Below are 26,620 nucleotides of genomic sequence, written 5' to 3' on the forward strand. Positions count from 1 at the left end.
CTCTCCTCATGTCGAACCCTCAGCGGTTGAGGCCTGCGCCACGGCCGGCTCGCCGTCGCGCAGCAGTTCTTCGATCAGCCGGACGGCCTCCGGCACGGCGTCGGACACCTGCGCGCTGAGTCCGATGCCCTCGTCCACCGAGGCCGGTTCGCATCCGACGACCAGCACGCGGCGTGGCGGTTCGCCGCCGGTCCCGGCACACAGGGCGCCCAGCAGTCCGAGGACGGCGTCGGGGGTCATGCGGTGGCCGTCCAGCGCCGGGGCGGCGGGCGATGGGCTTCCGTCGCCGATGTCGTGTTCGAGCATGTACAGCGTGCCGGGGGGTTCGCCGCGTGCCGTGGCGTCCACGAGGACGAGGGTGTCGTAGCCGTCCAGGAGCTGGTAGGCGAGGTGCACCCCGCGCACCCCGATGTCCACGACCTCGATGTGTCCGGGCAGGTCGCGCTCGGCGAGGCGGCGCGCGGTCTCCACCCCGAAGCCGTCGTCTCCGAGGAAGATGTTCCCGATGCCGGCCACGAGGGTCCGTGGAGCGGTCTGCGGGGGAAGGTTCATACGTCGTCCTCCAGCGGTGTGACCTCGTCGGGCTGGAAGTACAGGAACCGTCCCTGCTCGCGGCGGATGTCGGCGCCCGGGTCGCCCTCGACGGTGACCGCCAGGTGCACCCCGCCGTCGACGTCGTGCAGCACCGCCTCGACCCTCGCGGTGCGGCCCCGCAGGAAGATGTCCTGCGCGTCGGTGCGCCGCAGGCCCGGGCTCAGTTCGACCCGGCTGCCCCTGCCCACCGACCGGCCGTCCACGACCACCTGGTCCTGCGCCGGGTCGAAGCCCGCGTCGCTCGCGGGGTCCCACCAGGGGGTGTCCGGCCGCGGTGCCCCGTACTCGTCGGGGAAGCCGCCGTGCGGGGCGGCGAGGGCCGGGCCGGTCGCCTCGCGCAGGCTGCGCACCGCCCCGTGCAGCCGCTCCAGGACCTCGGCCGGCATCGAGTCCGCCAGCTCGATCACGGCGGCCGCCCGCTCGTCGGTGCCCCGGGCCTCGCGCTTCTCCTCGTCCGTGAGGGCCGCGGTGCGCAGCGCGAGGATCTCGTCGATCTCGGTGGCGTCGTAGAGCGCCCCGGGGCTCTCCGGTGCGATGGCCGGATGGTCCTCCAGGATGATCGGCGAGGACAGCACGAGGTCGGCGCGGCCGGGTTCGCCGGCGAGCACGGGCCAGGTGTGCAGGTTGCGGCAGGCGGCGACCGCGCCCTTGGCCCACTCGGGAGAATCGGTCATCGACAGGAACGATCCGGCGCTGAGGGCCATGAGGAGGTGGGTGGCCACCAGGGAGCGCGGCAGCGCCGCGTCCCGGTCGGCGCCGCGGCCCTCGGGGGGTGTCCAGTCGCTGGTGTTCTCGACGACGGCGGTCAGCCGCAGGACGGGGTAGGGGCCGTCGAGTTCGCGGGCGGACAGCCGGACCGCCCCGTTGATCTCCTCGCAGCGCCGGACCAGTCGGCCGACGGTGCGGCCGGCTGCGTCCAGGACCGGTGCGGTGTCCTCGCGGGCGGGGCGTCGGAAGGGATGCGTGACGCCGTCACCGAGGAGCTCGGCCACCGACGCGACCACCTCGACGCGCTCCTCGTCTCCCTCGTCCCAGGGCACCAACACCCGGTCGTCGAGGCGGAGTTCGGACACCGTGTCGTAGCCGCCGTCCGGCCGGGCCTGCTGCACCGTGCGCCGTCGGGCGTGCAGGAAGCGCACCTCGACCGAGAGGGTCGCGCCCGCCTTCGGTTCCATCAGGCATTCGGTGTGCTGGAAGTCGTGCTCCTCGCACTCGGCGCCCCAGCCCGGCGGCACCAGCACCCCGAACTGCCAGCGCAGCCGGTTCTTCGCCGCCGACGCGCGGTACGGGTACAGCACGTAGCCCTCGAAGAGGACGGCGTCGGCCACCTGCCGGGCGAGGGCGAACCGCTCCTCCGTCTCGGGCGCGAACGCGGTCACGGTCACGGATCGGTCCTTCCGGTGGTGGCGGTGAGGGCGCGCAGCGGGTCGTGCGCAGGCCGGGCGGCGCTGTCCGTGTCCAGCAGCGCCTCGACGGTCGCTTCCCAGGAGGGCAGGGCGTGCCGGGAGCGGTAGGCGAGGAGGGCGTCCATGGCGTCGCGCGGCAGCCGGATCCAGCCGCAGCCGGGGAAGTGCTGTTCGACCATCTCCCGCCAGGCGGTGACCGGCATCCGGAAGGCCGCCTCCCGGTCCCACGGGACGGGCTCGACCTGGAAGCCGCCGGTCCCGGTGAACGCCGTGCCGGAGAAGAGCATCAGCAGGGGGACCTCGCCGTCGGTGAGGGCGGTGAGGTAACGGGTCGCGGCGATGTCCATGTCGTAGGTGCAGGGCACGACGAGGTCGGCCTCGGTCTCCCCGATGAAGCCGGGGACCATCAGCGAGACCTGGGCGAACTGCACCGGCTGCAGGGTGCTGCCCCAGCGTGAGCGGTCGCCGAAGAGGTCCGCGAGGCCGTCGGCCTCGGCGGACGCGTAACCGCGGCGGGCGGGTTCGATGCGGATCTGGCAGCGCAACGCGAGGGCGTGCACGGGCATGCCGCCGGAGGCGGTGACCCGCAGCCGGAAGACGAGGGTGGGGCCGGCGGCGTACCGGTCGGCGCGGACGCCGGTGCAGGTGAAGGAGAACTCCGTCATGGCCGCGCCCCCTCGGCCACGGGCCGGGCGCGTCTGGCGACGTCCGTGAAGAACGCGTCCAGCGCGGCGCGGGCCTCGGCTCCGCCGTCGAAGCCCTGCCACAACAGGCGCATGCGGCCGACGAGTTCGTAGCAGACGTCGATCGGTACGAGGTGGCACTCGCAGTGGCCGTCGGCGCGGCGCAGCAGCAGCAGCGCCTCCACGTCCGGTTCGAGGAGTGCGGCGAGGCGGCTGCCTCCGAGGACCTCCGTCCAGGCGGCGGGTTCGAGTTCGCTCTCGGTGGCGCCGGCCGGGCTCGGGTAGAGGGCGACCAGCCGGTCGAGCGCCGCGTTGCGGAAGAGGAAGGCGACGCCGACCGGGATCTGCAACGTGTCCCACGCGCTCTCGTCGAGGCGATGTGCGGGGTCGGTGAGGTAGCGGGCCGGGACCGTGCGGAAGCGGCCCGCGGCGGCGCCCGGCTGTTCCATCAGCAGCGCGCAGGCGGCGCAGGCGCAGACCAGGGCGCGTTTCTCGGTGTCGACCAGGTGGCGGTGGTCCGCCGGGACCGTCACGGTGCACAGCTCGCAGCGCTCGGGCTGCGGAGCGCGTTCGGTGACGAACCTCCGCAGGCCGGGCGTGCGCGTCGCCGGGGACGCCGTCATCGGGCGCCCGTCGGGGCGGTGCCGATCTGCAGGAGCGTGGGCCCCGCGGGCGCGGTCGTCACGTCGACGGCCCTGACCTCCGGCGCGAAGCAGGCGAGGGCGGCCTCCGCGGCCTGCCGGGCATCTGCGCCGGAGCCGCATCCGCAGCCGCCGGGCTCCTGGGCCCGCAGCGACAGGGTGCCGCTGGCCTCGTCGAAGTCCACGATCTCCAGGGCGTGTTCGCGGACGCTGTCGAGAGCCCGGGCGATGCGGGCGTCGCGGTCCTCGGGGTGCAGGTCGTGCAGGACGAGCAGGCTCGCGACCAGCTCGTCGCCGAGCAGCCGCGCCGCCGGACCGTCCGGGGCGCGAGACAGCAGGTGGAGGATGCGGGCGAGTCCGGCGCCGTAGAAGTCCATGAGGGACCGCACGAGTTCCTCCGCGGCCGCGGCGGCGGCCGGGTCGCCGCTCGCGGTCAGCCGCTCCAGCACCTCCTCGACACGGCGTCCGGTCTGCTCGGCGTTCACCGGCGTCGCCGCCGTCGCCGCGCTCATCCGCCCAGTCCGCTCAGGCCGGTGGGCACGTGCATCGACTTCACCGTCTTGCCGCCCCCGACGTACATGTGGACGCCACAGGGCAGACAGGGGTCGAAGCTGCGGACGGTGCGCATGATGTCGATGCCCTTGAAGTTGTCCGGGGTGTTCTCCTCGAAGATGGGCGTGTTCTGCACGGCGTCCTCGTACGGGCCGGGCGTGCCGAAGGTGTCCCTGGTGCTGGCGTTCCAGGGCGTCGGCGGGTACGGGTGGTAGTTGGCGATCTTGCCGTCGCGGATCACCATGTGGTGCGAGAGGACTCCTCGGACCGCCTCGGTGAAGCCGACGCCGATCCCCTCGTCCGGGACCTCGAACTTCTCCCAGGTCTGGGTGCGTCCGGCCCGGACCTCCTCCAGGCCCTTCTCCGCGAAGTGCAGCGCGACGGCGGCGGTGTAGGCCTGGAAGTAGGTGCGCGCGCGGTTGCGTTCCAGGGCGTTGGACCACTTCGGGATCTTCCACTCGAAGCTGGTCTCGGGCCTGGTCATGGTGCGGGGCAGGTTGATGACCACGCTGTGGCCGGTGGCCTTGACATATCCGGTGTCGACGAGTCCGGACAGGGCGGTGGACCACAGGCGGGCGATGGGACCGCCGCCGGTGTCCAGGGCGAGGTGCTCCTTGCCGTCGAACCAGCGCGGGGACATGACCCAGCTGTACTTGTCGTCGAAGTCGCGCTTCTGCGGGGCGGGGATGGTGTGCTGGTTCCACGGGTGGCGCGGGTCCACCGGGTTGCCGAGCGGGTCGTGGGTGACGAACTGCTCCTGGCCCTGCCAGTCCTCGTAGTAGGAGCTGCCCAGCAGGACGCGGATGCCGAGGTTGATCTCGGTGAGGTCGTTGGTGACGAGCTTGCCGTCGACGATGATGCCGGGCGTGACGAACATGCGCCGACCCCAGTCGGTCATGTTGGCGTAGGTGAAGTCGCAGTACTCGGGGTCGTTGAGGGCGCCCCAGCAGCCGAGCAGGACCCGTCGGCGGCCGACCTCCTCGTAGCCGGGCAGCGCCTCGTAGAAGAAGTCGAACAGGTCGTCGTGGAGCGGCACGACCCGCTTCATGAACTCGACGTACCGCATCAGACGGCTGAGGTAGTCCGTGAAGAGCTGCACGGAGGCGATGGTGCCGACGCCGCCCGGGTAGAGCGTGGAGGGGTGCACATGGCGGCCCTCCATCAGGCAGAACATCTCCCGCGTGTAACGGCTCACCTGGAGTGCCTCGCGGTAGAACTCGCCCTCCAGGGGGTTCAGCGAGCGCATGATGTCGGCGATCGTGCGGTAGCCGTGCTCCGCGGCGTGCGGGGCCTCGGTGCGCTCGGCGAGTTCGAGGACGCCGGGATTGGTCTCCTTGACCATCTTCTCGCAGTAGTCGACCCCCACCAGGTTCTCCTGGAAGATGTTGTGGTCGAACATGTACTCCGCGGACTCGCCGAGGTTGATGATCCACTCGCCGAGGTGCGGGGGCTTCACGCCGTACGCCATGTTCTGGGCGTACACCGAGCAGGTGGCGTGGTTGTCCCCGCAGATGCCGCAGATCCGGCTGGTGATGAAGTGGGCGTCCCGTGGGTCCTTGCCGCGCATGAAGACGCTGTAGCCGCGGAAGACCGACGAGGTGCTGTAGCACTCCGCGACCCGCTTCTGCTTGAAGTCGATCTTGGTGTGAATGCCCAGGCTGCCGACGATCCGGGTGATCGGGTCCCAGGCCATCTCCACCAGGCCGCTGCCGTCGCCGGCCGCCTTCGTCTTCGGTGCCATCTGTGTGCCGTGCCCTTCGTTGCGCGGGAGGTACGTGGGTGTGGGGGTGCACGATGCAAGGAGCGGATTACCTGGGGCGGACGCTCACCACGGGGGTCGGTATCCGGTGGTGATCCTGTCTCCGGAGCGGCGCCACTTGGGCTCCTTGTCCACCGTCTTGGCGGTGATCGACCGCAGCTTGCGGACCACGGCGCCGTACGCTCCGCTGGCGCCGCTGGACACCTTGGCTCCGGGCGGCTCGTCCATGAACGGCATGAACTTGTCGGGGAAGCCGGGCATGGTGCAGGCGATGCAGATGCCGCCCACGTTGGGGCAGCCGCCGATCCCGTTCATCCAGCCGCGCTTGGGCACGTTGCACTTGACGACCGGACCCCAGCAGCCGAGCTTGACCAGGCACTTCGGCGAGTCGTACGACAGGGCGAACTCGCCCTGTTCGTAGTAGCCCGCGCGGTCGCAGCCCTCGTGCACGGTGGCCCCGAACAGCCAGGTCGGGCGCAGCTTGTCGTCCAGCGGGATCATCGGGGCGGCGCCGGTCGCCTGGTAGAGCAGATAGGTGAGCGTCTCGGAGAAGTTGTCGGGCTGGATCGGACAGCCGGGGACGCACACGATGGGGATGCCCGCCTGGGACTTCCAGTCCCAGCCGAGGTAGTCCGGCACGCCCATCGCGCCGGTGGGGTTGCCCGCCATGGCGTGGATGCCGCCGTAGGTGGCGCAGGTGCCGATCGCGACGACCGCCAGCGCCTTCGGGGCGAGCCGGTCGATCCACTCGCTGGTGGTGATCGGCTGGCCGGTCTCCGGGTTGTCGCCGAAGCCGCACCAATAGCCCTCGGGTTTGATCGCCTCGTTGGGGATGGAGCCTTCGACGACCAGGACGAACGGGTCGATCTCGCCCCGCTCCCCCTTGAAGAACCACTCGATGAACGTGTCCGAGCCGCCGACCGGACCGCACTCGAAGTCGATGAGCGGCCAGTGCACGGCGATCTTCGGGAGCCCTGGCAGCACGCCGAGCACGATCTCCTCGATGCTGGGCTGCATGGCCGCCGTCAACGCGACCGAGTCGCCGTCGCAACTCAGCCCCGCGTTGATCCAGAGAATGTGGATCGTGGGTGTCTCGCCGGCGGGCGCGCCGTCTGCGTCCGCAGCGCCGACCGTGTCCGGCGTCGCCTCAGTCATGGGACCGCCTCCTGGGGAGGTAAGGGATGAAGGCCTGCATTTCGGCCGTCGGCTTTCTTCGTATCAGCCGTTCGGCCGGGATGAGACACCAGCGGGGGCCGTTCCGGTGACATCGGCGGCAGAGGGGGTCGGACCGGTTTGCGCAACCGCGGACGGACCGAGGTGCGGCGGGGTGCACGTCGGCCGCTCCTTGCAGACGAAGGAACGGCGCAGCGCGTGGTACGGGGCGTCCGGGTCCTCGAAGGTCCGGCGCATCCGGGCCAGCTCCTGCTCACGGAAGCCGGCCAGCGGGGTCGTGCTCTCCAGCCGGTCCAGCTCCGTCTTCTTCGCGGTGATCCGTGACGCCGTCGCCGGGAGGGACGCCAGCCGCGCCGCCAGGCCGCCGACCTCCCGCGCGAACGCGTCAGGACCGCAGTCGACGACCCGGTCGACGAGCCCGACGCGCAGTGCGCTCGCCGAGCTCACCGGCAGCGCCTCGCGCAGGAGCCGCTCGGCCGTCGCGGAACCCACCCTGCGCGGCAGGGTGTGCGTCCGGTACTCCGAGCCGTACAGGCCCATCAGGCGGTAGTGGGGGTTCAGCACGGCGCCCGCGCGGCACCACACCTCGTCGGCCGCCAACGCCAGCATCACCCCGCCCGCCGCGGCGTTGCCCGCGACCGCCGAGACCACCAGCCGGTCCGTCGTCGTCAGGACGGCCTCGACCAGATCGTCGATGGCGTTGATGTTCGCCCAGGACTCGGCACCGGGGTCGGCCGCGGCCTCGATGACGTTGAGGTGGATCCCGTTGGAGAAGAAGTCCCGTTCGGCGCCGAGCACCAGCACCGAGGTGGGTCGCGCGCAGGCTTCCCGGTAGGCGTCCAGCAGACGTCGGCACTGCTGCGTGCTCATGGCCCCGCCGGGGAACGAGAACGACAGGAAGCCCACCTGCCCGTCCTCCCGGTAGCGGATGTCCGACCAGGTGCGGTGCCGTGCCTCGGGCAGCGGCGGCAGGGCGTGCTCGGGCAGCGGCGGCAGCCGGTCGCCCAGGGCGAGCACGGCAGGCAGTTTGAACGTGGGCGGCTGTCCGTGCGCGCGCCGGGGCCGCAGCTCGGGGATCCACACCGCCCCGTCGCTGGTGGCCCGGCAGATCGCCCCGGCCCGGGTGGCCAGCAGCTCGCCGGGGCGGCCGCGCAACCCGCTCTCGGGGTGACCGCCGTGCAGGTACCACTCGCCGCCGAGCAGGGTGTCCAGCACACCGGGCTGCGAGTCCGCCGCCCGCAGCTTGCGCAGGACGACCTGCGTGCAGTCCTCGGCCCAGTCGATCCGCCGGACGCTCTGGTCGAGGTACGGGCGCACGCGGAGCCCCGTTTCGGACCAGCACGCGGCGTCCTGCCTGCGCGGAACGTGGGCGCCTCCGGCGAAGCGCTCCACCGCGAGCAGGACGGCCGCGAGCGCCGCGTCGGCGATCTCGCCCCGGTACAGCTCGCTCTTGGGCACCGGAGGAACCCGGCACGGCACGCAGGCCCACACGTCGCCGGCGTCCATCTCCCCATCGGCCTGCAGGACGGTGACGCCCCACCGGTCGACGCCCTCGTGAATCGCCCAGTCCAGGGAGGACGGCCCTCGGTCGCCGACGGGCCCCGGATGGACGACGAGGCACGTGTACGCCGACCACACCTCCTCGGGAATCACCGTCTTCAGCATCGGCGCGACGATGAGCTGGGGTGCATGCCGCCGCACGGCTTCCGGCAACGCGCCGCAGGGCAGGGCGAGTTCCACCGCCACGGTGTGGCCGCGGTCGCGCAGTTCGGCGTGGACGCGCTGGGTGAGGCTGTTGAACGCACTGGCTAGGAGCAGGATGTGCACGGCTGCCTCCGGGGAACGAACGGCAGGCAGGGATGGCCGCCGATCGCGATCCTCGGCCGGGGCCGCTCGCCGGCCCCGGCGACAGACGGTGAGGTCATCCGAAAGCGGGCCCCGATCCGCCGTCCGGCCTCACCGGTCCGGCGCGCCGAGTCAGCCGTGGTGGACGATCACCGTCGTCGCAGGCCGCTGGTGATCCGCTCCCAGGGGGAGCGGGTGGCGCCGAAGTGGGTCTCGTGAGTCCAGATGTGGGTGCACGACCGGCACTGCAGGTGGAGCAGGCTGCCGACGTTGGAGAGCAGGTAGCGCCAGTGCTCGGAGCAGGTGCGCCCCTGCTCGCAGGTGGCGCAGCCGCGGTGGTCGCCGCAGTTCGGGCAGGCCACCCAGGCGCGACGCCCGGCATCGGCCTGCGGGTCAAGCGGCAGCATCGCCGCCCCCTCTCCGCGGCAGCACACCGGCCGAGACCAGGCCGTCGTAGACGCGCTGCTGCTCCGCACTGAGGCCGGAGTACAGCAGCTCGTTCGCCGCTTCCTCGCCGCGTAGTGCGGCGACGGGGTCCCAGTCCGGGCCGAGCGCGGCCAGGACGTGGGCGCGCCGGAGCATTTCGTGTGAGCTCAGGTCCACGGCCAGATCGACCAACGGGGGCGTGTCCGGACGGTCGCCCGCGGGCCTGCTCGCCGCAGCGGGTTCGTCCGGTTCGTCAGGAAGGGGGCGGCCGTGGTGGGACATGCGACCGAACGTAGGTAAGCGCTCCTCGGCCCGGCAAGAGCAGGTGGGACAAGTCACAGTCCTTCCCTGCCGAGAGGTCAGCCGGCGGGTGGGACGAACTCGGGCTGGTCGAGCACGCGCAGCCAGCTTCCGTCGGGCCGGCGCCGGACGACCTGGGCCCGGGCGCCGGTGCCGTCCCTGGGCGGGGTCGAGGTGAGGGCGATGTCGCCGCTGATCAGCGTGGGCAGCGGCTGTTCCGGCTCGAAGCGGGGTCGGTTGGCCAGCACCTTCTCCCACAGTGCGCGGATCGCCTCCCGCCCCACCGTCAGCTCGCCGGGCGGGTAGGCCATCACCGCGTCCTCGTCGTAGAGCGCGGCGACCCCGGCCGCGTCGCCGGCGTTGGAACGCTCGACGAACAGGCGAGTGATGTCCTCGGGCCGCATGGCCTTCTCGTACTCCGCCTTCTCGTGCTTCGGCATGGTTCCTCCTGCCATCGGGCTTCTGTGCTTCCTGGTGTCTCCTGACTCGCCTCCCAGCGTGGTCGCCCACGGATCAGAAGTCCAACAGCTGGTTTTTCTGATAGCTAGAATCTGCGGTCATGGAACTGAGGCAGCTGGAATACTTCGTCGCGGTCGCCGAGGAGCGCAACTTCACGCGGGCGGCCGAGCGGGTGCACATCAGCCAGTCCGGCGTCAGCGCCCAGATCCGCCAGCTGGAACGTGAGCTCGGCACCGAGCTGTTCGACCGGTCGGCACGCACCGCCACCCTGACCGTGGCAGGAAAGGCCGCCCTCGAACCGGCCCGCGCCGCGCTCGCCGCCGCCGGCGCGGTCGGCCAGGCGGTGGGTGCGGTGACCGATCTGATCCGGGGCCGGCTCACGGTGGGGATGGTCATGGGCTGCACCGTCACCCCGCTGTTCGACGCCCTCGCCGCGTTCCACCGGGCACATCCCGGCGTCGAGATCTCGCTGCTGGAGGACAACTCCGACCAGCTCATCGAGAAGGTCCGCGCCGGCGCCGTCGACCTGGCCCTCGTCGGTACCGCGACCGCCGCGCCCGAGGGGCTGGAGGCGCTGACCCTCATCAGCGAGCGGCTCGTCGCGGCGGTTCCGGCCGGACACCCCTTGGCGGAACAGCGGCAGGTCACACTGCGCGACTTGGCGGCCCACCCCCTCGTGTGCATGCCGCCCGGCACCGGCCTGCGCACGGTGTTCGACCGGGCCTGCGCCGCACAGGGCCTCCGCCCCGCGATCGCGCTGGAAGCCAGCGCCGCGGACGCCATGGCCGGCCTCGCCGTCCGCGGGCTCGGCGTCGCCGTCCTCAGCGCTTCGATGGCCGCGAGCTACCGTGACCGGCTCATCGCCCGCACCATCGACGACGTCGCAGCACCGGCATCGCTCGCCCTGATCTGGAAGAGCACGCACAACCCGGCGGTGCGCGCGCTGCTCGTGCACAGCCGACGGGCGTTCACCCAGCCCGACCCCGCTCAGGACGCCGAGTGAGATGACCTCGAAGACCGATACGTACACGATTTCCGTACAAGTTCTGCACGATTTCGCACGCGAATGTCTGTTCGCATGCCATCATCGCGGGGGCAGAAACCGATCACCCGGTGGACCACACGAGCCGTCATATCGCAGGTGACGCACCGGGATTGAGGAAGGACGACGCCCCCGATGGGCAGAGCCGTTCCCTCGCACACCCGTGTCCGGGCGCCGCGCCGACTCCGACTCCGACTCCGACTGCTGGGGCCGGTCACCGCCGCCGCCGGAGCCGCGCTCATCGCCGGCACCGTGCCGGGCACGCCCCAGGCGGCCCGGCCGGACGCAGTGCCGGTCGCGTCCGTGAGCTGCTCGGACGGGGTGTGGAAGGCCGACTACTACCCCAACACCACCCTCACTGGCACGCCCCGCGCGTCACTGTGCGACGCCTCCGTCAACGAGAACTGGGGCACGGGCCATCCCGCCCGGACATCCCTGCCCAACGACCGCTTCGGGGTCCGCTGGACGATGCGCCGCAACTTCGGCGGGGGCGGCCCTTTCCTGCTGCAGACCGCGGCCCAGGACGGCGTCCGGGTCTGGATAGACGGCACGCGCTACGTCAACCTGTGGCGCGACTACGTCTCCGCCCAGCGCGCGAGCGTCAAGGTGACCGTGCCCGCCGGGACGCACACCGTGCGGGTCGACTACGTGGCTCTCACGGGCCCGGCCAACGTCTCCGCCGGCCTCGCCCCGACCACTCCGGACAGGGTGGCCCCGCTGGCTCCCACCTCCGTGAAAGCGATGCCCGGTGACGGCCGGGCCACCGTCGACTGGGCCCGCAACACCGAGGCGGATCTGGCCGGTTACCGGGTCTACCGCTCCACCAGCACCCCCGTGGCGCTCGACACCGCACACCGGATCAGCGGCTCCGGCCTGCTGACCGCGCGGACGTTCGCCTCGACCGGGCTGCGCAACGGCGCCGAGTACTGGTTCGCCGTCACCGCCGTGGACCGCGCCGGCAACCAGTCCCGCGCATCGGCCGACGTCTCGGCTGCCCCGGCCGACACCACCCCGCCGCGGGCTCCGGACGACCTGGGGGCCGACGGCTACGGCGACATCGACCTCAACGGCAACGGCGTGCCCGACCCCGACGACGACCTCGGCGAGAACCACCTGAGCTGGGGGCCGAGTTGGGACGACGACTTCAGCACCCAGGACTCGTTCGCCGGATACCACGTGTACCGGGCCACCGCCCCTGACGGCCCGTGGGCCAGGATCAGGAGCGCCGACGCCCGAATGGTCCAGGACAACGCCTACGCCGACAAGGACGCCCCGATCGGCGTCACCGCGTACTACCGGGTGACGGCCGTCGACACCGCCGGCAACGAGTCCGCCGCGGCGGCCACCGAGCCCGGTGAGTACGCCGCAACCGTCGCTTCGGCGCTCCGTCCCGACACCGGTCTGTACCCGCCCCGGCAGCCCACCGGGCTCAAGGGCGAACTCAGCGACGACAACGCCACGCTGGACTGGGCCGACAACCCGGTCGGCAGTCCCGTGCACGGCCTGACCGCCGGCTACCAGGTGCAGTCCGCCTCTTCGGCCACCGGCCCGTGGACCGTGCGCGCCGGCGCCGGCGCACCGCTCACCCCCTCGCAGTTCACCGACACCGGCCTGCCCGAGGGCGGCACCCGCTACTACCGGGTGCGCGCCGTCGGCAACGCCGTCGGCCTCGGCACACCACGCGCCTACTCGGCCTGGACCGAGCCGGTCTCCGTCACCCGCCCGGTGCCGCCGGACACCACCCCGCCTGTCGCGCCCGGCGCGCCCGAGGTCACCGCACCCGAGGGCGGCACCACCGCCACCCTGACCTGGACCACCGACGGCTGGCCCGGCCACGAGCAGGACTTCGCCGGCTACCAGGTCACCCGCAGCGCGAACCCCGACGGCCCGTTCACCGACGTCGGAAGCCCTCGCACGCCCACGTGCGCCGCCGTGCCCGGTACCGAGCAGCAGGTCCGCTGCACCCTCACCGACGGCCCGATCGCCGCCGACGCCACCCCGTACTACCGGGTCGTCGCGGTCGACCAGGCGGGCAACCGCTCCGCAGGCGCCGTGGTGCAGCTGAAGCGGCTGTCCCCGCCGGCGCCCAAGCCGTCCACGCCCACCGGGCTGACCGCCACCCGCGACGACAGCGGCGGCATCCTGCTCGACTGGGACGACTCCCCGCCGTCCGAGGTCTACCTCTACTACCTGTTCCGCACGACGTACGGCAGCCCGTGCGCGAGCGTCGACACCTTCCACACGGCCCACTCCTACTACCTGGACACCGACCCGTTCCGCAAAGCCCGTTACTGCCTGTCGGTGCGCAACTTCCAGGGCGGCTACAGCGACCCGATCTGGATCGACGTCTCCGACGAGCCCGCCCCCGCCCCGCAGGCGCCCGAGTTGCCGACCACGGCGGGCGCCGCCGACGGCATCCGGGTGGCCTGGTCCGCCAACGACCCGACCGCAGCCCGCTACGAGGTCTGGCGCCGCTCCGAGACCGACGCCGTGTACGTCAAGACCGCCGACATCCCCGCGACGACGACCCCGGAGTGGACCGACACCGGCGCACCGGCCGGCATACCCACCTGCTACCGGACCGTCGCCGTGAACGCGGAGGGGAGCCGCTCGGGATTCTCCGAGGACGACTGCGCGGTGCGCCCCTACCCCGAAGGCACCGTGCGTCCCGGCCGGCCCGCGGGGCTGGGCGCGCGGCAGGACGGCGACCACGCGGTGCTGTCCTGGCAGCCCGTCCCCGGCGCCACCGGCTACCTCGTCTACCGGTACTGGGGCAACGCCGCCAACCCCGGCACCCGGATCCAGGAGCAGCCCGTGACGGGCGCCACCGTGACCGACACCGCCGCGCCCTACCCCTCCTCCAACGGCTACTACGCGGTGGTGGCCGTGGACGCGGCCGGGGTGCGTTCCGAGGCGGCGGTGCTGCCGTGGATGGGCGACGGCTACGGCGCCTCCATGAGCCTGGCCGCGAGCGGCTCCGCGGACGGTGTGCTGCTCACCTGGTCGTGGTCCTGCCAGAACGACTGGTGCCCGGAGCCGTCCTCGGTCACGATCGAGCGCTGGAACCCCGCCACCCAGGTGTGGGACGAGCTCACTTCGACCCTGCCCGGCACCGCCGTGTCCTACCTGGACACCACCGCAGCGGCGGGGGCCACTTCGTACTACCGGGTGCAGATCTACGGCCGGGACGGCGACACTCCCGAGCAGCTGGGTTACGGAGCGGTCCCCGGCGCCCGCCCGGCGGCGCCAGCCGTGAACTGACGCCCCGCTCAGCCGTCCGCCCCGCCGACCGTCGCTCCGATGGACGGCGGGGCGACCGCACGGTCAGCGGTCGTCGCCGAGCTCCTGGTGCATCTGGGGCTGGTCGTCGCCCTGGTGGCTCAGCGCGTAGTCCTGGATCTTGTTGAACTGCTTCGAGGCCACCCCGATGATCTCGTCGTAGGGGTTCACCCCGACAGCCTTGTCCACGGCGCCGCCGAACATCCCGCCGCCGATCCCGCCGGCCACGCTGTGGCCGGCCGAGGCGAACTTCGCTCCCGTGTCCAGCGCCGCGTTGCGCGGAATGCCCGCCTTGTCGGCGTACGTGTCGGACAGCGCCTTGCGGACCATCGCGACGAACGGGGAGTACGAGGGCTCCGGCAGGTAGTTCTCGCGGTAGAACTTCAGGGCCTGTTCGGTCATGAACTTGCCGTCGTCGGTCTCCTTCCACTCGTCGTCCCGCACCCTGCGCCACAGGGCGGTCACCAGGTCGACGTCCTTGGGAACCAACCACTGGTCCGGCGTGCCGAGGTAGTGGTTGATGTAGTGCCAGGCGCCCATGAAGCCCTGCTGGTCGTCCTTGGATACGGTCAGGCCGAGGTTCTTCATCGCCTCGAGGACCTGCACGCTGAAGACGCAGATGGCGCCGGCGGTGTACTTCTGCGAGACCGGCTCGCCCCACTTCGCGTGGTCCCACTCGCCGCTCTTCTTGTGCAGTTGGCGCACGGAGGCGTGCACCAGACGCACCTTGGTCACGGTGGCGGCGAGGGTGCCGTCGCGCAGCGCGCCCCTGTCTCCCATGCCGATGAACAGCCGCGACGACTGCGACAGACGCCGACCCGGTCCCTTGACCCCGCCGAGGCGGCCCGTGGAGCGCAGCGTGAACGCCCCCGTCGGCGAGAGGTACGTGCCGATCAGGCCGACGGTGCCCTGCAGCATCGACGCCACGCCGTGGTGGTGGTCGAAGAAGCTCTCGGCGGCCTTGACGTCGGCCTCGCTCCAGCCCGGCGGGTCGACGGTGGCGCCCTGCAGAAACTCGGCCAGCCGCGGCGGCAGATGGGAGTGGTCCTGCCCGGGCTTCAGGGTGCCGATGGTCTTGAACAGCGCGTTGACCCCGTCGACTTCCCGGTTGTCGATCAGGTCGGACACGAGTTTGTCGGCCTCTGGATCACCGGCTTGGTTCGCCTCTTCGAGTTGGTTCTTGATATTGGCGGTCGTCAATGCCATGGCTTGGATTTCCGTTCCTCATGAGTCGGGGCGGTCCGGTCGCGGAAAGTCGCGGAAACCGGACGCCTCGATGCTGACGAAGCGCGCAGCGTATGGGGACCCCTCGGCCGAACGGATCGTTTCGCCCTCACCCGAACGGAGTCACGGGCCACGTCGGCGGTCGGAAATGGCGGCCGAATGGCATTGGCGGTACGGTTTTTCTCTGACGTCTATTCTGGGAGATCACATGCCTTCCGTCACCATACTCAGGCCCGGGCAGAGGGGAATAGACGAAGCATCGGGACAGTTCCGGTGGACCTTCAACGCCGAAGTCGACGGGCGAGTCGGAGTTATTTCCGTGTTCTCTCCGGCTCCGATACCCGAGAGCTCGGCGGCTGAGAATGCGAAGTTGTTCCTCGAAGCCGATCCCAACAATCTCGGCGGTGTCGTGTCGACGGAATTGCCGTAGCCGCGCTCACCGCCCGTGAGCGCCAGGTGCTCGTCCGGCAAGGACGAGCACCGCTCGGCTGTCAGAGGGCGGTGAAGGTCCACAGCAGGTTGGCGCCGCTGCCGTAGGCCCACTGCTGGTTGTTTCCGCCGACTTCAGCCGCGACGCCGTGCTGCGCTCCGTCGAGGCGACGCTGGAGCGCACCGGCCCGGGCCGTCTGGACGTCGTCTATCTGCACGACCCCGACGAGCACTGGAGACAGTGCGGGACTGCTCTCCCGCGAGCGGCCCGACGCGGGCATGAGGTACGACTACCGGGACGCCCCGAAGGACCTGGTCGACCGTGCCCGGGCGATCGCCGAGGTCTGCGCGGCGCACGGTACGACGCTTCCCGCCGCGGCGATCGCCTTCCCGCTCACGCACCCCACTATCATCAACGTAACCCTGGGTATGCGGCATCCGGAACAGGTCACGCGCAACGTGTAACTCCACCGTCGGCACATCCCCGAAGGACTCTGGGACGACCTTCGTGCCCGGAGACTGATCAGGTCGGACGTGTCCATCGAGGACACTCACGGAAGGAGTTCGCGGTGTCTCTGACCGACAAGGCCATAGAGCAGATCCGTGAGTTGATCCGGACCGGTGCGCTGCCGCCGGGCTCGAAGCTGCCGCCGGAGCAGGAACTGGCCGGCCAGCTGGGTCTGTCCCGCAACCTCGCCCGGGAAGCGGTCAAGGCGCTGTCCGTCGCCCGGGTCCTGGAGGTCCGTCGGGGCGACGGCACCTATGTGACGAGCCTGCAGCCGAGCCTGCTCCTGGAAGGTCTCGGCGGTGCGGTGGAGCTGCTCCAGAGCGACTCGGCTGCGCTGCTGGACCTGATGGAGGTGCGACGGCTCCTCGAACCGGTGGCCACCGCGCTCGCGGCCACGCGGATCACCGACGCCCAGCTGGCCGAGGTGAAACAGCATCTGGACGCCATGCGCGAGGCCCGCGACGACGTCGAGCGGCTCAACGTCCACGATGCGGCCTTCCACCGCGCCGTCGTCTCCGCCACCGGCAACGAGAGCCTGCTCACCCTCCTGGAAGGCGTCTCCGGTCGCACCCTGCGCGCCCGCATCTGGCGCGGCCTGGTCGACACCCACGCGGCGGGCCGGACGCTCGCCGAACACGAGGCGATCTTCAGGGCCCTGTCCCACCGCGACGCCGCCCTCAGCCAGGCCGCCGCCTTGCTGCACGTGAGCAGCACCGAGCAGTGGCTGAGAGAACACCTGGACTCCACCGACACCGGGGTCTGAGGCGCGCAGCGCGACGGCTCACCCCTCGATGCGGTCCACCAACCCCCAGGCCAGGGCACGTTCGACGGCGACGGTCCGGCCGTCGAGGACCAGGAACAGGGTGCGTCTGCGGCCGATCCTGCGCGGCAGGCTGACCGTGCCGCCGGCGCCGGGGATCAGACCCATGCCCAGCTCGGGCAGCCGGACCCGGGTGTCCGGGGCGGCCACGACGCGGGAGGCGAAGGCCGGGAGTTCGATGCCCGCGCCGACGCAGTGACCGTGCAGCCTCGCCGTGAGCCGCCCGCCGACGGCGTGCAGGCGGGCAGCCGCACCTGCCCGGGTGCGGAGGAGATGCGCGGCGGCGAGGTCGGTGGCCGCGCCGAACTCGTCCAGGTCGCCGCCGGAGCTGAAACTCGGCCCGTTGCCGTCCAGCACCACCTCGCGCACGCTGTCGTCCCAGCGGGCGACGTCGACCGCGGCGGCCAGGGCGTCGCGCAGTTCCGCGCCGTGGGCGTTGCGCCGCTCGGGGCGGTTGAGCGTGATCCGCAGGACGGCGCCCTCACGGCGCACCAGGACGGGGTCGCCGCCCGGCCGGGGAGGCGCGGGACGCGGGCCGCGAGCGGCGAGCCACTGGGCAAAGCCGGACCCGCCGAGCAGCGTCGAGTACGCCAGCGACTCCGCGTCCAGCGCCTGCTGCACCGTCAACTGCTCCTGGAGGCAGAGGAGTTGGCGCAGCACCAGAGTCGCCTGCGGCTGTTCCTCCGCCCGGCCGCGCAGGCGTTCGGCCTCGGTCCGCGGGTCTTCGACCGCGACCGTGGCCCAAGGCCCGGAGGCGTCGACCGAGCGCAGGCGGGCGCGGGGAGCGTAAACGAGCGTCAGGTCCAGGGCGTCCAGGAGGTCGCCGGGACAGTCGGGGACCGTGCGGGCGGTACGTCCGACCAGCAGCCGGTCGCCTTCACGGGCGCGCCGGACGGCCTGCCGGAGGTCGGCGGCCGTGGGTGCGGGCGCCAGGTCCAGATCGACGACCAGCAGCGGCCGGCACGGTCTGCCGTCGTCGTCCAGGAGGTCGGCGTCCGCCGCGCCGGCGGCGAGTTCGGCGACGGAGATCGGTGTGGTCGGGGACACGGCTCTGGTCTACCATCCCGGCATGTCCGACCATGCGTCCGGCAGCCCGGCACGGGCCACCCGGCAGCGGGGGCGCGGCGACACGACCACGCCCTTCGCGGACCGGCCTCCCGTCGGCGACCCGCGGTCGCTCTCCCTCTGGTCCAAGGCGTCTGCGTCCCGGATCGCCGAGGACTGGGCCCGCAGCGGCATCCCTCTCCTCACCGGCCACCCCGGTGGCCCGCCGCTGCTGCCCCCCGGCGGAGCGGCCACCTTCGCCTCCTGGCTGGCCGACCAGGTCGCCTCCGCCGGCGGGGCGCGGCTCGACGGGGCCGGATTGCTCGCCGAGCGGGCCGCGCTCAGCGGGCGCGGCCGGAGGGGCCGGCTCTCGGTCGGCGGCACATGCCGTCTGCTGCCGACGAGGGACGGCTGGGCCGCCGTGTCCGACGCGCGTGCGGACGATCCCCTGCTGTGGAGCGCGCTGATCGGCCGGGACCTCGACGCCGAGGCGCTGCCCCGCCGGCTGGCCGACTGGCTGGCCGTGCACGACGGCGCGGAACTGGACGCGCGGGTGGAGCTCCTCGGTCTCGCGGGCGGGGCGGTCAGGCCCCGCCCGGAGCGCACCTGCCCCCTGCCGGGACCGCCCCGGGACGTGAACGGCCTGCTGGCAGTCGACTTCAGCGCCCTGTGGGCGGGCCCGCTGTGCGCGCATCTGCTGGGCTCGGCGGGAGCCAGGGTGGTCAAGGTGGAAACCCCGTCGCGCCCGGACGGAGCCCGGTTCGGCGACCCCGCCTTCTACGACCTGCTGCACGCAGGTCACTCCTCCGTGGTCCTCGACCCCGGGGACGTGCGGGGCCGGGCCGCCCTGCACGAGTTGGTCGCCCGGGCGGACGTGGTGATCGAGGCCTCCCGGCCCCGCGCCCTGGCGGGGTTCGGACTCGACGCGGAGGCGGAGGCGGCCCGGGGCTGCACCTGGATCTCGATCACGGCGCACGGGCGCGCCTCGGAGCGGATCGGCTTCGGTGACGACGTGGCCGCCTCCCGAGGGCTCCTCGCCACGGACGCGGGCGGGCGGCCCGTGTTCGCCGGCGACGCCGTCGCCGACCCGCTCACCGGTCTCCTCGCCGCCGCGCTCGCGCTGTCCGAGCAGCCGGGCGGAGGCGGCGTGATCTGGGAGGTGTCCATGGCGGACGTGGTGTCCGCCTGTCTGTCCGTGTCCGCCGGCGACGCCCGTCTCGTCGGCCGGGGCGACGACTGGCTGGTCGACACCGGCCGCACAGCGTTCCCGGTGGCCGCCCCCCGCCCACGCCGTCCCGTCGCCACCGCCCGGGCGAGCGGCGCCGACACCGCGACGGTGCTACGCGGCCTGGGCATCCAGCCGCCGTGAACGCGCGCATCGTGACGGCCCCCGGCCCCCGGTCAGTGCGACTCGCGTCGGCGCCGGTGTCGGCCTGCGGGACGTGGTCCCCGCAGAGCCGCTCCCAGCCACGCCCGGAGTGGGCGAAGCCGGTGAGGTCGGCCTCGTCGGGGGTCCTGCGGGCCACGTGCAGGACCAAGGTCTCGTAGGCGGTGGCGAGCCCAGCAGGAGCGACGCCCGCACGCCGGCCCTGAAGGACGTGCAGCCCGTGGGCGTGCCGTATCCATGTCGACCCCCGACTGCGGCCAGGGCTTCACAGCGACCGCTTACGAGAATATGGTTCTCGCATTCGGAAGGGGCGTTTCCCTTGCCGGGCGGATCCTCGGCGTGAACGGAGAGTGCATCACATGACGCGGCTCGACCCCGTCCCGTACACCGAGTGGGACCAGGACGCGCTGATGCCGATGACGGGCGGGCGCACGATCCCGCCTTCCAACTCCATCAGCTTCCTCCTCAACCACCCGGACCTGGCCAAAGCGTTCCTCACCCTCAGCACCCACCTCGCCGCCAAGAGCACCCTGCCGCCCAGAGTGCGGGAACTGGCCGTCCTGCGGGTGGCCTGGCGCCGCCGCTGCCGCTACGAGTGGGCCCAGCACCTCCTCACCGCCCGGCGCAAGGGCGTCACCGACGAGGAGATCGCCGAGGTGCGCGCGGGCGCCGACACCGTCCTCAACCGGGCCGTCGACGAACTCGACTGCGACTCCCGGCTGTCCGACGCCACCTACGCCGAACTGGCCGCGCAGGAAGGCCTCGACGACCGGCAGATGATGGACCTGGTGTTCACGGTGGGCGGATACGGCACGCTCGCCGTGGCGTTCAACACGTTCGAGGTCGAGCTCGACGACGGGCTGGACGACGGCGGATTCGAGCAAGGAGAACCATCCTATCCCGAGTCGAAAGTGACGTTCTCGACATGACGGGAGCGAGGGACAAGCCGTCGTACCGCGTCGTCCAGTGGGCGACCGGCACCATCGGAAGCCGTACGCTGCGGGCGGCCGTCGAGCATCCCCGGCTGGACGTGGTCGGCGTCTTCGCGCACAGCCCGGCGAAGAGGGGCCGCGACGCCGGGGAGTTGTGCGGTCTGCCCCCGCTCGGAGTGCGCGCGACCACCGAACTCGACGACGTGCTCCGCCTGGAGCCCGACTGCGTGCTGTACACGCCGCGCGAACTGGACGCGGACACGGTGTGCGCGCTGCTGGCGGCGGGGACGAACGTCGTCGCCACCCGCACCGACTTCCACCACCCCGCCGCCATGGATCAGTCGCTGCGCCGCCGGGTCGAGGCGGCCTGCGAGCAGGGCGGCGCGAGCATCCACAGCACGGGGAGCAGTCCCGGATTCGTCACCGAGGCGCTGCCGCTCGTGCTGGCGTCCCTGCAACGGCGCCTGGACGCACTGCTCATCGAGGAGTTCGCCGACCTGTCCCGGCGTGACTCCCCGGGGCTGCTCTTCGACGTGATGGGGTTCGGCGGGCGGGACGAGTCCTTCGACGACGGACGTCTCTCCGCTCTGCGCGCAAGCTTCGGGCCCTCGCTGCGTCTGGTCGCCGACACGCTGGGGCTCGCCGTCGAACAGGCCGAGGTGTACGGCGAGTTCGCGCGCACCCCGCGCCGCACCGCCGTCGCCGCCGGAGTCCTCGAGGCCGGCACGGTCGCGGCTCAGCGCGTCACGGTCGCATGGACCCGCGCGGGCCGTGCGGTCCTGCGGTTCCGGGCGACCTGGTACTGCACCACGGAACTCGACCGTTCGTGGGACCTGCGGGACACCGGATGGCGTCTCACCGTCGACGGGGACGCCCCGCTCGACGTCGCCGTCCGATTCCCCGTCGCCGCGGAGAACGCGGCCGCGGTCTACCCCTCGTACACCGCCAACCGCGCCGTCAACGCCGTGCCGCCGGTCTGCGAGGCTCCGTCCGGCATCCGGACCACCGCGGATCTTCCGCAGGTCGTGCCCGTCCTCGGGTGACGGAGCCTCCTTTTCGGGCATGCGGGCAGGGCCCGCCCCGACGCGGATGGTGGGCGAGCCCTGTCCGCCGGCTCCGATTCTGGGGTTCCGGCCCCCGTCGAGCCCATGGGTGCGGGGACGTCGGCCGTGGTGAACGGCGCACACCCCGTACGAGCGACACAGGCCCCGTGCGCATCCGGACGCGTGACCGGTGTCCCGGTGGGGAAGGCGCGCCTCGACGGGGCGTCTTCGGCCGCCCGCGTCACCGACCCGCTTGATCGCCCACACCTCGCGGCGCGCGATACTGGCCTGCGTACGCCTTCGTCTCGTCGCCCGCCCTCACGAATGGACTCATGCACATCTCCGCGACCGCTGCGCCCACGACTCCCTCCACGGTGTGGCAGACCCGTGGCCGTCACACCGGCCCCGCCGCGCCGGACGTCCTGCGCAACCACCTCCAGGCGCTCAAGGACGCCGGTACCGTCCAGGACTTCAAGGAACTGCCCGACACCGACACCCCCGACGGGGAGACGGCCTTCGAAGCCCGGTGGCCGGTGGCGGAGGAGGTCACCGTCCGTGCCCGGCTGACCCTCGCCGAGTGGTCGGGCCGCGGCCAGGAGTGGACGCTGACGGCGGAGGCCGAGCGGCCGTGGGACCTGCGGTGGCCGTCGCCCGCCGGCCTGTTCTGGCCCTGGGAGGCGGACACCCCGTGGGGGCACGAGACCGTGACCGGTGAGCGGTTCCTCGACACCAACGCGCTGTCGGCCGACGAGAAGGAGCTGCGGCGGACGCTGCGCAACGCCCTGCGCGACACCTGGGCCGTCCACGTCGTCGTCCACGAGGCCATGACGCCCACCGAGCAGGGCCGCCGGTCACTGGTTCCGCTGCTGCCGCCCGGCCTGCACCACCGGGTGATCGAGCACCGGGCGGCCCCGCACCAACTGCGCACCGTGAACTGGGCGCTCAAGGAGTCCGGGGTCGAGGTGCCGCGCGGCGGTGCGCTGGTGCTGCCCGGCGCCCCCGCTCCGGCCGACTACGACGCCGCCGACTTCTCGGTGCGCAGCGTGTTCCTGGACGGCACGCATCCCACCGAACTCCTGGACGCGGTACGGCGCTTCGCCGCCCTGCCCAAGCCGTTGCCGGTGGGCGGCGACGCCGCGCTCACCGTGCTGCGGGAGCAGTGGCAGCTGCTGACCCTGGAGGAGGAGCTCGCGCGCGAACGTCGGCTCGTGGCGATGTACAAGGAGGCGCTGGAGGCGATGACGGAGTCCCGGGACCTGTACCGGGAGGCCGCCGAACACGCCCATGAGGCGCTGGCCGCGTACCGGGAGGCCGCCGCCGAGGCCGGTGAGCCGCGACCGGCGCCGGCCAGGAAGAGCGGCTCCCCGTTCCAGCAGCTGGGCCGGACCCTGGAGCGCCTCAAGGAGTCGACCAAGAACCTGCGGCCGCTGTCGACGACGCCCGTCTCCCCCGCACCGGACGACTCGCCCGAGCAGAACGAGACCGACGCCACCGGCGACGACGAACCCAAGGCGACCGGCCGCTGACGCCGGCCTTTCGACCGCCGACCGGATGCCGGCGGGCCTGCTGCCGCTCCGCAGACCCACCGGGCCGATGTCACCGGAAGTGGCAGGGCCTGTTCAAGCGCTGCGCCGGTCGCGCAACAGGCTCACGAGGAGCGCGAGGAGCGCCGTCAGCGCGGCTGCCGCGGCGATCGGGGCGGCGAGCCACGGTGGGGCGAGCGTCGCCTCCGTGACCTGGGACAGCTCCGCCAAGTCGACGCGGGGGGCGAGCAGTTGGGTGGCCGCCGGCCCCGTCGGCACCAGCACGGCCGCCGCGAGCAGCGCCGGCGCGGGCCTGCGGAGCGACAGCAGGGCCAGTACGAGGCAGAGCCCCGCCAGGACGAGCGCAGCCGTGAGGGCGCCGAGCGGGACGCCGTCGTGGTGCACGGGGAGGTGCGCGGCGCCGCACAGGGCCAGCGCCACGGCGGCGGCCCACACCGTCCACGCCGTCGAGGGCGCGACCGCGTCGGCGCCTGCCGGCGCCCGCACCGGCGCCGATGCCGGTTCTGCGGGCCCGAGTTCGGACGCAGGAGGCGCCTCTTCGCTCACGACCGCGGGCGGCGGGGCCGGAGGCCCGGCCCGCTCCTGCCCGGACCGCTCCTGGGCGAGCCGCCCGACGAGTTCCACGACCTCCTCGACCGGACGGTGGGTGGCCGCGACCCGGACCGCCTCGTCGCCGCAGTGCGGCTCCAGAGGCGCCCGGTACAGCAGCGCCATCAGCCGCGTGACCTCCTCCACGGAGCGGCTCTCGGCCGCCGCGCGGATCATGTGGCCGGCGTGCTCCGCGTGGTGCGGCGGCCGGGACAGCACGGCCACCAGCCGGGGCACGTCCTCCAGGGGCCGGTCCGTGCCGACCACCCGCAGCACGTCGGCCGCCGCCTTTGTGCCCTCCTCCACCTGTTCGAGCATGGTGATGAGCCGGGCGACGTCCTCCAGCGGCCGGTGGGCCGCCGCGGCGTGGAGGAGACCGTCGACGGGGTCGGGGTAGGCGGGTCCGGCCTGGCTCGGCGGGACTGTTTCCGGCCCCTCGGCGGGGGCGGCCGGTGTGACCGGGGGTAGTGGTGCGGTGGCGCTCGTCGCGCCGGTGAGAGACGGGGCGGGACGGTCCGGGAGGGGCCGTGAAGTGCGGGTGATCATGCTGACTCTCTCTGAAGGGTGCGGTCGCCCCTGCACCCCCGAGATGCGACACGCGACGTGACCCTCCCCATTGGTAGGGCCGTCCGGCGCGCTCCGCCACTCGAACGCGGCACCCGTGTGAGATGCGTCCCATGCGGTAATCCCGCCGGAAACGGGAATTCGGAAACCGAAAGCGGGGAAATCGACAGACAGGACCCTCGGGACAGGGTCCGGACAGAGAACGACAAAGAGAGCAGACGCCGCGCGACGGACCATACGGGAGGGCCCGTGGATGCGCCAACCACGCTCGTCGTAGTCGCGGTGGTGCTGGCCGCGGCCCTGCTCGCCGGGGCGGCCGCAGTGCTGGTGCGGCTGGTTCGGACCCGCAAGAACCTGAGGCGGGCGGGGCTTCCCACCGGCCCGCGCTGGGTTTTCTGGGGCGCGGTCCTGTACTTCGTGCTCCCGACCGACCTTCTGCCGGACCCCGTGTACCTCGACGACATCGGCGTCCTCCTGCTGGCGCTGCGCTCTGTGCGCCATGCACCCGATCGAGCCCCCGACCACGCCCCTGAGCACGTCCCCGACTGACCGCTCCGGAAGACGTTTTCACGCCCGCTCGACCCGATCTCCCCTGCTCCGCGCCCTGTTCGGTGCCCGACTCCCCGATGATCACGGAGAGTAAGGAAACCAACCACCCGTTCGATTCGTATAAGTGACTGAAGGTCGCACCAATCCAGCACCACGCAGCGGGCCCGAGTGACGTCGCACAGCGGCACCGCTTGATCGAGGCAGTACCGACGAGGGAGAGACGATGCAACCGTTCACGCTCAACTACGCACGCCCTGCGGCCGAGTTGGAGTTCAGCACTCCGTACGCCTATGACCCCGGAATGCAGTTGAACGTAACTCTCGACGGCCGGATCGCCGCTCGTGACCACGCCCTCCTGAGAGAACTCGGGACCACGACCTCGACGGCGGGCTCCAAGACCCACTTCGACGACTGAACACGGGCCGACGAACATGACCGTGCTCATTCTGACCTGTGAAGAGGACGTCACGGCGGACATGGTGGTCGTGCACCTGAACGCCGCGGGCGTCCCGGTCGTCCGACTCGATCCCGCCGACCTCACCCATACCGTCGCGCTGTCCGGCGAGTACGTGCACGGCGCGTTTCGGGGCCATCTGTCGTCCGCCGGACGGCTGGTGAGCCTCGACGGGCTGCGGTCGGTGTGGATCCGCCGGCCCGGCGCCGCGGCGGCCCGGGCGCCGCAGCCGTCGGCGTGGCTCACGGAGGAGGCCTCGCAGGCGCTGTACGGCATGCTCCGCGGTACCGGGGCGCGCTGGATGAACCACCCGGACGCGTCCCTGCGCGCCCGGCACAAGCCCTGGCAGCTGCGGCTCGCCCAGCGCAGCGGTCTGCCGGTGCCGGCCACGATCGTCACGACGTTCCCGCAGGCGGCCCGCGAGTTCGCGGACCGCTACCCGGATCTGGTGGTCAAGCCGGTGTCCGGGGCGCATCCGCAGGATCCGCCCCGCGCGGTGCCCACCACCCGGGTCCCGCCGGGCGCCGACTTCGCAGCCGTCGCCTACGGTCCGACGCTGCTGCAGCGCCGGGTGGCCAAGCGGGCCGACATACGGCTGACCGCGATCGGCGACCGCCTGCTGGCCGCCCGAAAGGAGACCGTCCCCGGCGGTGACCCCGACGTGGTGGACGTGCGTTTCGCGCCCTCCACCACGCCGTGGCGCCCCGTCGACGTCCCGCCGCGCCTCGGCGAGGCCGTACGGACATATCTACGGGAGGCGGAACTGGCGTACGGGGCCTTTGACTTCGCGGAGGACGCCGACGGGACCTGGTGGTTCCTGGAGTGCAACCAGTCGGGGCAGTTCGGTTTCGTGGAGGTGGACACCGGCCAGCCGATCGCCCGCACCATCGCGGAGTGGCTGGCCGGGTCGCCTCCGGAGCGCGGCGCCCGGCCCGCCGACCGGTGCGGCTCCGCCGCCTCCTGACGCGCGGACGCGGCGGGAGCTCCAGGGAGCCACCGCCGCGCCGGGTCCGGCCGCGAACCGTCGTCAGACGGCCAGCGACAGTCCGCTCTCCCCGTCCTTCGCGGGCGCCTCCTCGGCGGGCGGCGCCGCCGCGGACTCGAGCAGGGTGTCCGCCGCGGCCACCGCCTCGCGGACGTCGGCCGTGCCCATCAGCACGCACAAGGTGTACGTCACGTCCTGCAGTTCACGAGCCGTCTGCGGCCTCTCCCTCTCCGCCTGAGCGATCTTCAGCGTCGCGTACCGGGTCAGCAACGTCCTGGCGACCTTCGGGTCCGGAACGATCACGAGCGCCCCTCTCTCTGTTTTGCGCTGCGTGTGCCCGGACCTGGGCGATTCATGCCTGTCAGCCCGTCATGTCACCCGCCAGGGTCA

General features: G+C 72.3%; 25 protein-coding genes and 1 pseudogene. 11 read left to right on the forward strand and 15 right to left on the reverse strand.

Annotated elements, in window-relative coordinates:
* Window positions 1–6: 6 nt before the first annotated feature.
* From ACIBAF_RS34650 to ACIBAF_RS34700, 11 genes are all read right to left on the reverse strand, one after another.
* Window positions 7–552 carry a hydrogenase maturation protease gene (locus ACIBAF_RS34650; RefSeq protein WP_399468175.1) on the reverse strand — a complete coding sequence of 182 codons (546 nt, stop codon included), beginning with the start codon at window positions 550–552 and terminating at the stop codon, window positions 7–9.
* Window positions 549–1,979, reverse strand: a complete 1,431-nt coding sequence (locus tag ACIBAF_RS34655) for a hypothetical protein (protein ID WP_399468176.1) — start codon at window positions 1,977–1,979, stop codon at window positions 549–551. Before ACIBAF_RS34655 ends, ACIBAF_RS34650 begins: the two co-directional genes overlap by 4 nt.
* Entirely contained in the window at window positions 1,976–2,665 is a 690-nt protein-coding gene (locus ACIBAF_RS34660; RefSeq protein WP_399468177.1) for a DUF6084 family protein, read from the reverse strand. The genes ACIBAF_RS34655 and ACIBAF_RS34660 overlap by 4 nt, the downstream gene beginning before the upstream one ends.
* A complete protein-coding gene (locus ACIBAF_RS34665) occupies window positions 2,662–3,306 on the reverse strand; it encodes a DUF5947 family protein (protein WP_399468178.1) in 645 nt (214 codons plus the stop codon). The genes ACIBAF_RS34660 and ACIBAF_RS34665 overlap by 4 nt, the downstream gene beginning before the upstream one ends.
* A complete protein-coding gene (locus ACIBAF_RS34670; RefSeq protein WP_399468179.1) occupies window positions 3,303–3,836 on the reverse strand; it encodes a hypothetical protein in 534 nt (177 codons plus the stop codon). The genes ACIBAF_RS34665 and ACIBAF_RS34670 overlap by 4 nt, the downstream gene beginning before the upstream one ends.
* A complete protein-coding gene (locus ACIBAF_RS34675) occupies window positions 3,833–5,617 on the reverse strand; it encodes a nickel-dependent hydrogenase large subunit (RefSeq protein WP_399468180.1) in 1,785 nt (594 codons plus the stop codon). Before ACIBAF_RS34675 ends, ACIBAF_RS34670 begins: the two co-directional genes overlap by 4 nt.
* 84 nt (window positions 5,618–5,701) lie before the next feature.
* Window positions 5,702–6,790 carry a hydrogenase expression protein HypE gene (locus ACIBAF_RS34680; protein WP_399468181.1) on the reverse strand — a complete coding sequence of 363 codons (1,089 nt, stop codon included), beginning with the start codon at window positions 6,788–6,790 and terminating at the stop codon, window positions 5,702–5,704.
* A gap of 63 nt (window positions 6,791–6,853) precedes the next feature.
* A complete protein-coding gene (locus ACIBAF_RS34685) occupies window positions 6,854–8,635 on the reverse strand; it encodes a hydrogenase maturation protein (RefSeq protein WP_399468182.1) in 1,782 nt (593 codons plus the stop codon).
* A gap of 167 nt (window positions 8,636–8,802) precedes the next feature.
* Window positions 8,803–9,060 carry a hypothetical protein gene (locus ACIBAF_RS34690; RefSeq protein ID WP_399468183.1) on the reverse strand — a complete coding sequence of 86 codons (258 nt, stop codon included), beginning with the start codon at window positions 9,058–9,060 and terminating at the stop codon, window positions 8,803–8,805.
* Entirely contained in the window at window positions 9,047–9,361 is a 315-nt protein-coding gene (locus ACIBAF_RS34695) for a DUF6400 family protein (RefSeq protein ID WP_399468184.1), read from the reverse strand. Before ACIBAF_RS34695 ends, ACIBAF_RS34690 begins: the two co-directional genes overlap by 14 nt.
* 77 nt (window positions 9,362–9,438) lie before the next feature.
* Window positions 9,439–9,819 (reverse strand): YybH family protein, encoded by a 381-nt coding sequence (locus ACIBAF_RS34700; RefSeq protein WP_399468185.1) that lies wholly within the window; start codon window positions 9,817–9,819, stop codon window positions 9,439–9,441.
* Between the two features lie 119 nt (window positions 9,820–9,938).
* Here ACIBAF_RS34700 and ACIBAF_RS34705 point away from each other — a divergent pair, with 119 nt between their 5' ends.
* Window positions 9,939–10,841, forward strand: a complete 903-nt coding sequence (locus ACIBAF_RS34705; protein ID WP_399468186.1) for a LysR family transcriptional regulator — start codon at window positions 9,939–9,941, stop codon at window positions 10,839–10,841.
* Between the two features lie 174 nt (window positions 10,842–11,015).
* Complete coding sequence (locus ACIBAF_RS34710; protein ID WP_399468187.1) at window positions 11,016–14,141, forward strand: PA14 domain-containing protein; 3,126 nt, start codon at window positions 11,016–11,018, stop codon at window positions 14,139–14,141.
* A gap of 63 nt (window positions 14,142–14,204) precedes the next feature.
* On the opposite strand, the gene ACIBAF_RS34715 is transcribed toward ACIBAF_RS34710, so the two are convergent.
* On the reverse strand, window positions 14,205–15,365 hold the full coding sequence (locus ACIBAF_RS34715) for an oxygenase MpaB family protein (protein WP_399468188.1): 1,161 nt from the start codon (window positions 15,363–15,365) through the stop codon (window positions 14,205–14,207).
* A 578-nt stretch (window positions 15,366–15,943) separates the two neighbouring features.
* On the opposite strand from ACIBAF_RS34715, the pseudogene ACIBAF_RS34720 reads away from it, so the two are divergent.
* Together ACIBAF_RS34720 and ACIBAF_RS34725 are read left to right on the forward strand one after the other, a co-directional pair.
* Window positions 15,944–16,391: pseudogene (locus tag ACIBAF_RS34720) on the forward strand (hypothetical protein); the annotation flags it as partial.
* Complete coding sequence (locus tag ACIBAF_RS34725; protein WP_399468189.1) at window positions 16,382–17,083, forward strand: FadR/GntR family transcriptional regulator; 702 nt, start codon at window positions 16,382–16,384, stop codon at window positions 17,081–17,083. The pseudogene ACIBAF_RS34720 and the gene ACIBAF_RS34725, both read left to right, overlap by 10 nt.
* Before the next feature lie 18 nt (window positions 17,084–17,101).
* Here the strand turns inward: ACIBAF_RS34725 and ACIBAF_RS34730 are convergent, their stop codons facing one another.
* Window positions 17,102–18,187, reverse strand: coding sequence for an enoyl-CoA hydratase/isomerase family protein (locus ACIBAF_RS34730; RefSeq protein WP_399468190.1), 1,086 nt, complete (start codon window positions 18,185–18,187; stop codon window positions 17,102–17,104).
* A gap of 22 nt (window positions 18,188–18,209) precedes the next feature.
* On the opposite strand from ACIBAF_RS34730, the gene ACIBAF_RS34735 reads away from it, so the two are divergent.
* The 4 genes from ACIBAF_RS34735 (at window position 18,210) to ACIBAF_RS34750 (ending at window position 23,072) form a co-directional block, all read left to right on the forward strand.
* Window positions 18,210–19,553, forward strand: coding sequence for a CoA transferase (locus tag ACIBAF_RS34735; protein WP_399468191.1), 1,344 nt, complete (start codon window positions 18,210–18,212; stop codon window positions 19,551–19,553).
* 377 nt (window positions 19,554–19,930) lie between these two features.
* Window positions 19,931–20,500 (forward strand): carboxymuconolactone decarboxylase family protein, encoded by a 570-nt coding sequence (locus tag ACIBAF_RS34740; protein ID WP_399468192.1) that lies wholly within the window; start codon window positions 19,931–19,933, stop codon window positions 20,498–20,500.
* Window positions 20,497–21,546 (forward strand): dihydrodipicolinate reductase, encoded by a 1,050-nt coding sequence (locus tag ACIBAF_RS34745; protein WP_399468193.1) that lies wholly within the window; start codon window positions 20,497–20,499, stop codon window positions 21,544–21,546. Before ACIBAF_RS34740 ends, ACIBAF_RS34745 begins: the two co-directional genes overlap by 4 nt.
* A gap of 332 nt (window positions 21,547–21,878) precedes the next feature.
* Window positions 21,879–23,072 carry a hypothetical protein gene (locus ACIBAF_RS34750; protein ID WP_399468194.1) on the forward strand — a complete coding sequence of 398 codons (1,194 nt, stop codon included), beginning with the start codon at window positions 21,879–21,881 and terminating at the stop codon, window positions 23,070–23,072.
* Window positions 23,073–23,165: 93 nt separating this feature from the next.
* On the opposite strand, the gene ACIBAF_RS34755 is transcribed toward ACIBAF_RS34750, so the two are convergent.
* On the reverse strand, window positions 23,166–24,224 hold the full coding sequence (locus ACIBAF_RS34755; protein ID WP_399468196.1) for a hypothetical protein: 1,059 nt from the start codon (window positions 24,222–24,224) through the stop codon (window positions 23,166–23,168).
* A gap of 267 nt (window positions 24,225–24,491) precedes the next feature.
* Here ACIBAF_RS34755 and ACIBAF_RS34760 point away from each other — a divergent pair, with 267 nt between their 5' ends.
* The 3 genes from ACIBAF_RS34760 to tgmB all read left to right on the forward strand — a co-directional run bounded on the left by ACIBAF_RS34760 (window position 24,492) and on the right by tgmB (window position 26,209).
* On the forward strand, window positions 24,492–24,791 hold the full coding sequence (locus ACIBAF_RS34760; protein WP_399468197.1) for a YkvA family protein: 300 nt from the start codon (window positions 24,492–24,494) through the stop codon (window positions 24,789–24,791).
* Between the two features lie 223 nt (window positions 24,792–25,014).
* The gene (gene tgmA / locus ACIBAF_RS34765) at window positions 25,015–25,206 is read left to right on the forward strand and encodes a putative ATP-grasp-modified RiPP (RefSeq protein ID WP_020129087.1); all 192 of its coding nucleotides are present in this window, start codon (window positions 25,015–25,017) and stop codon (window positions 25,204–25,206) included.
* Between the two features lie 16 nt (window positions 25,207–25,222).
* A complete protein-coding gene (gene tgmB / locus ACIBAF_RS34770; RefSeq protein ID WP_399468198.1) occupies window positions 25,223–26,209 on the forward strand; it encodes an ATP-grasp ribosomal peptide maturase in 987 nt (328 codons plus the stop codon).
* Between the two features lie 63 nt (window positions 26,210–26,272).
* Here tgmB and ACIBAF_RS34775 read toward each other — a convergent pair whose 3' ends face one another.
* Entirely contained in the window at window positions 26,273–26,533 is a 261-nt protein-coding gene (locus ACIBAF_RS34775; protein WP_399468199.1) for a DUF5133 domain-containing protein, read from the reverse strand.
* Window positions 26,534–26,620: the final 87 nt, after the last annotated feature.

The sequence above is a fragment of the Streptomyces sp. NPDC051677 genome (assembly GCF_044453465.1).
Lineage (GTDB): Bacteria > Actinomycetota > Actinomycetes > Streptomycetales > Streptomycetaceae > Streptomyces.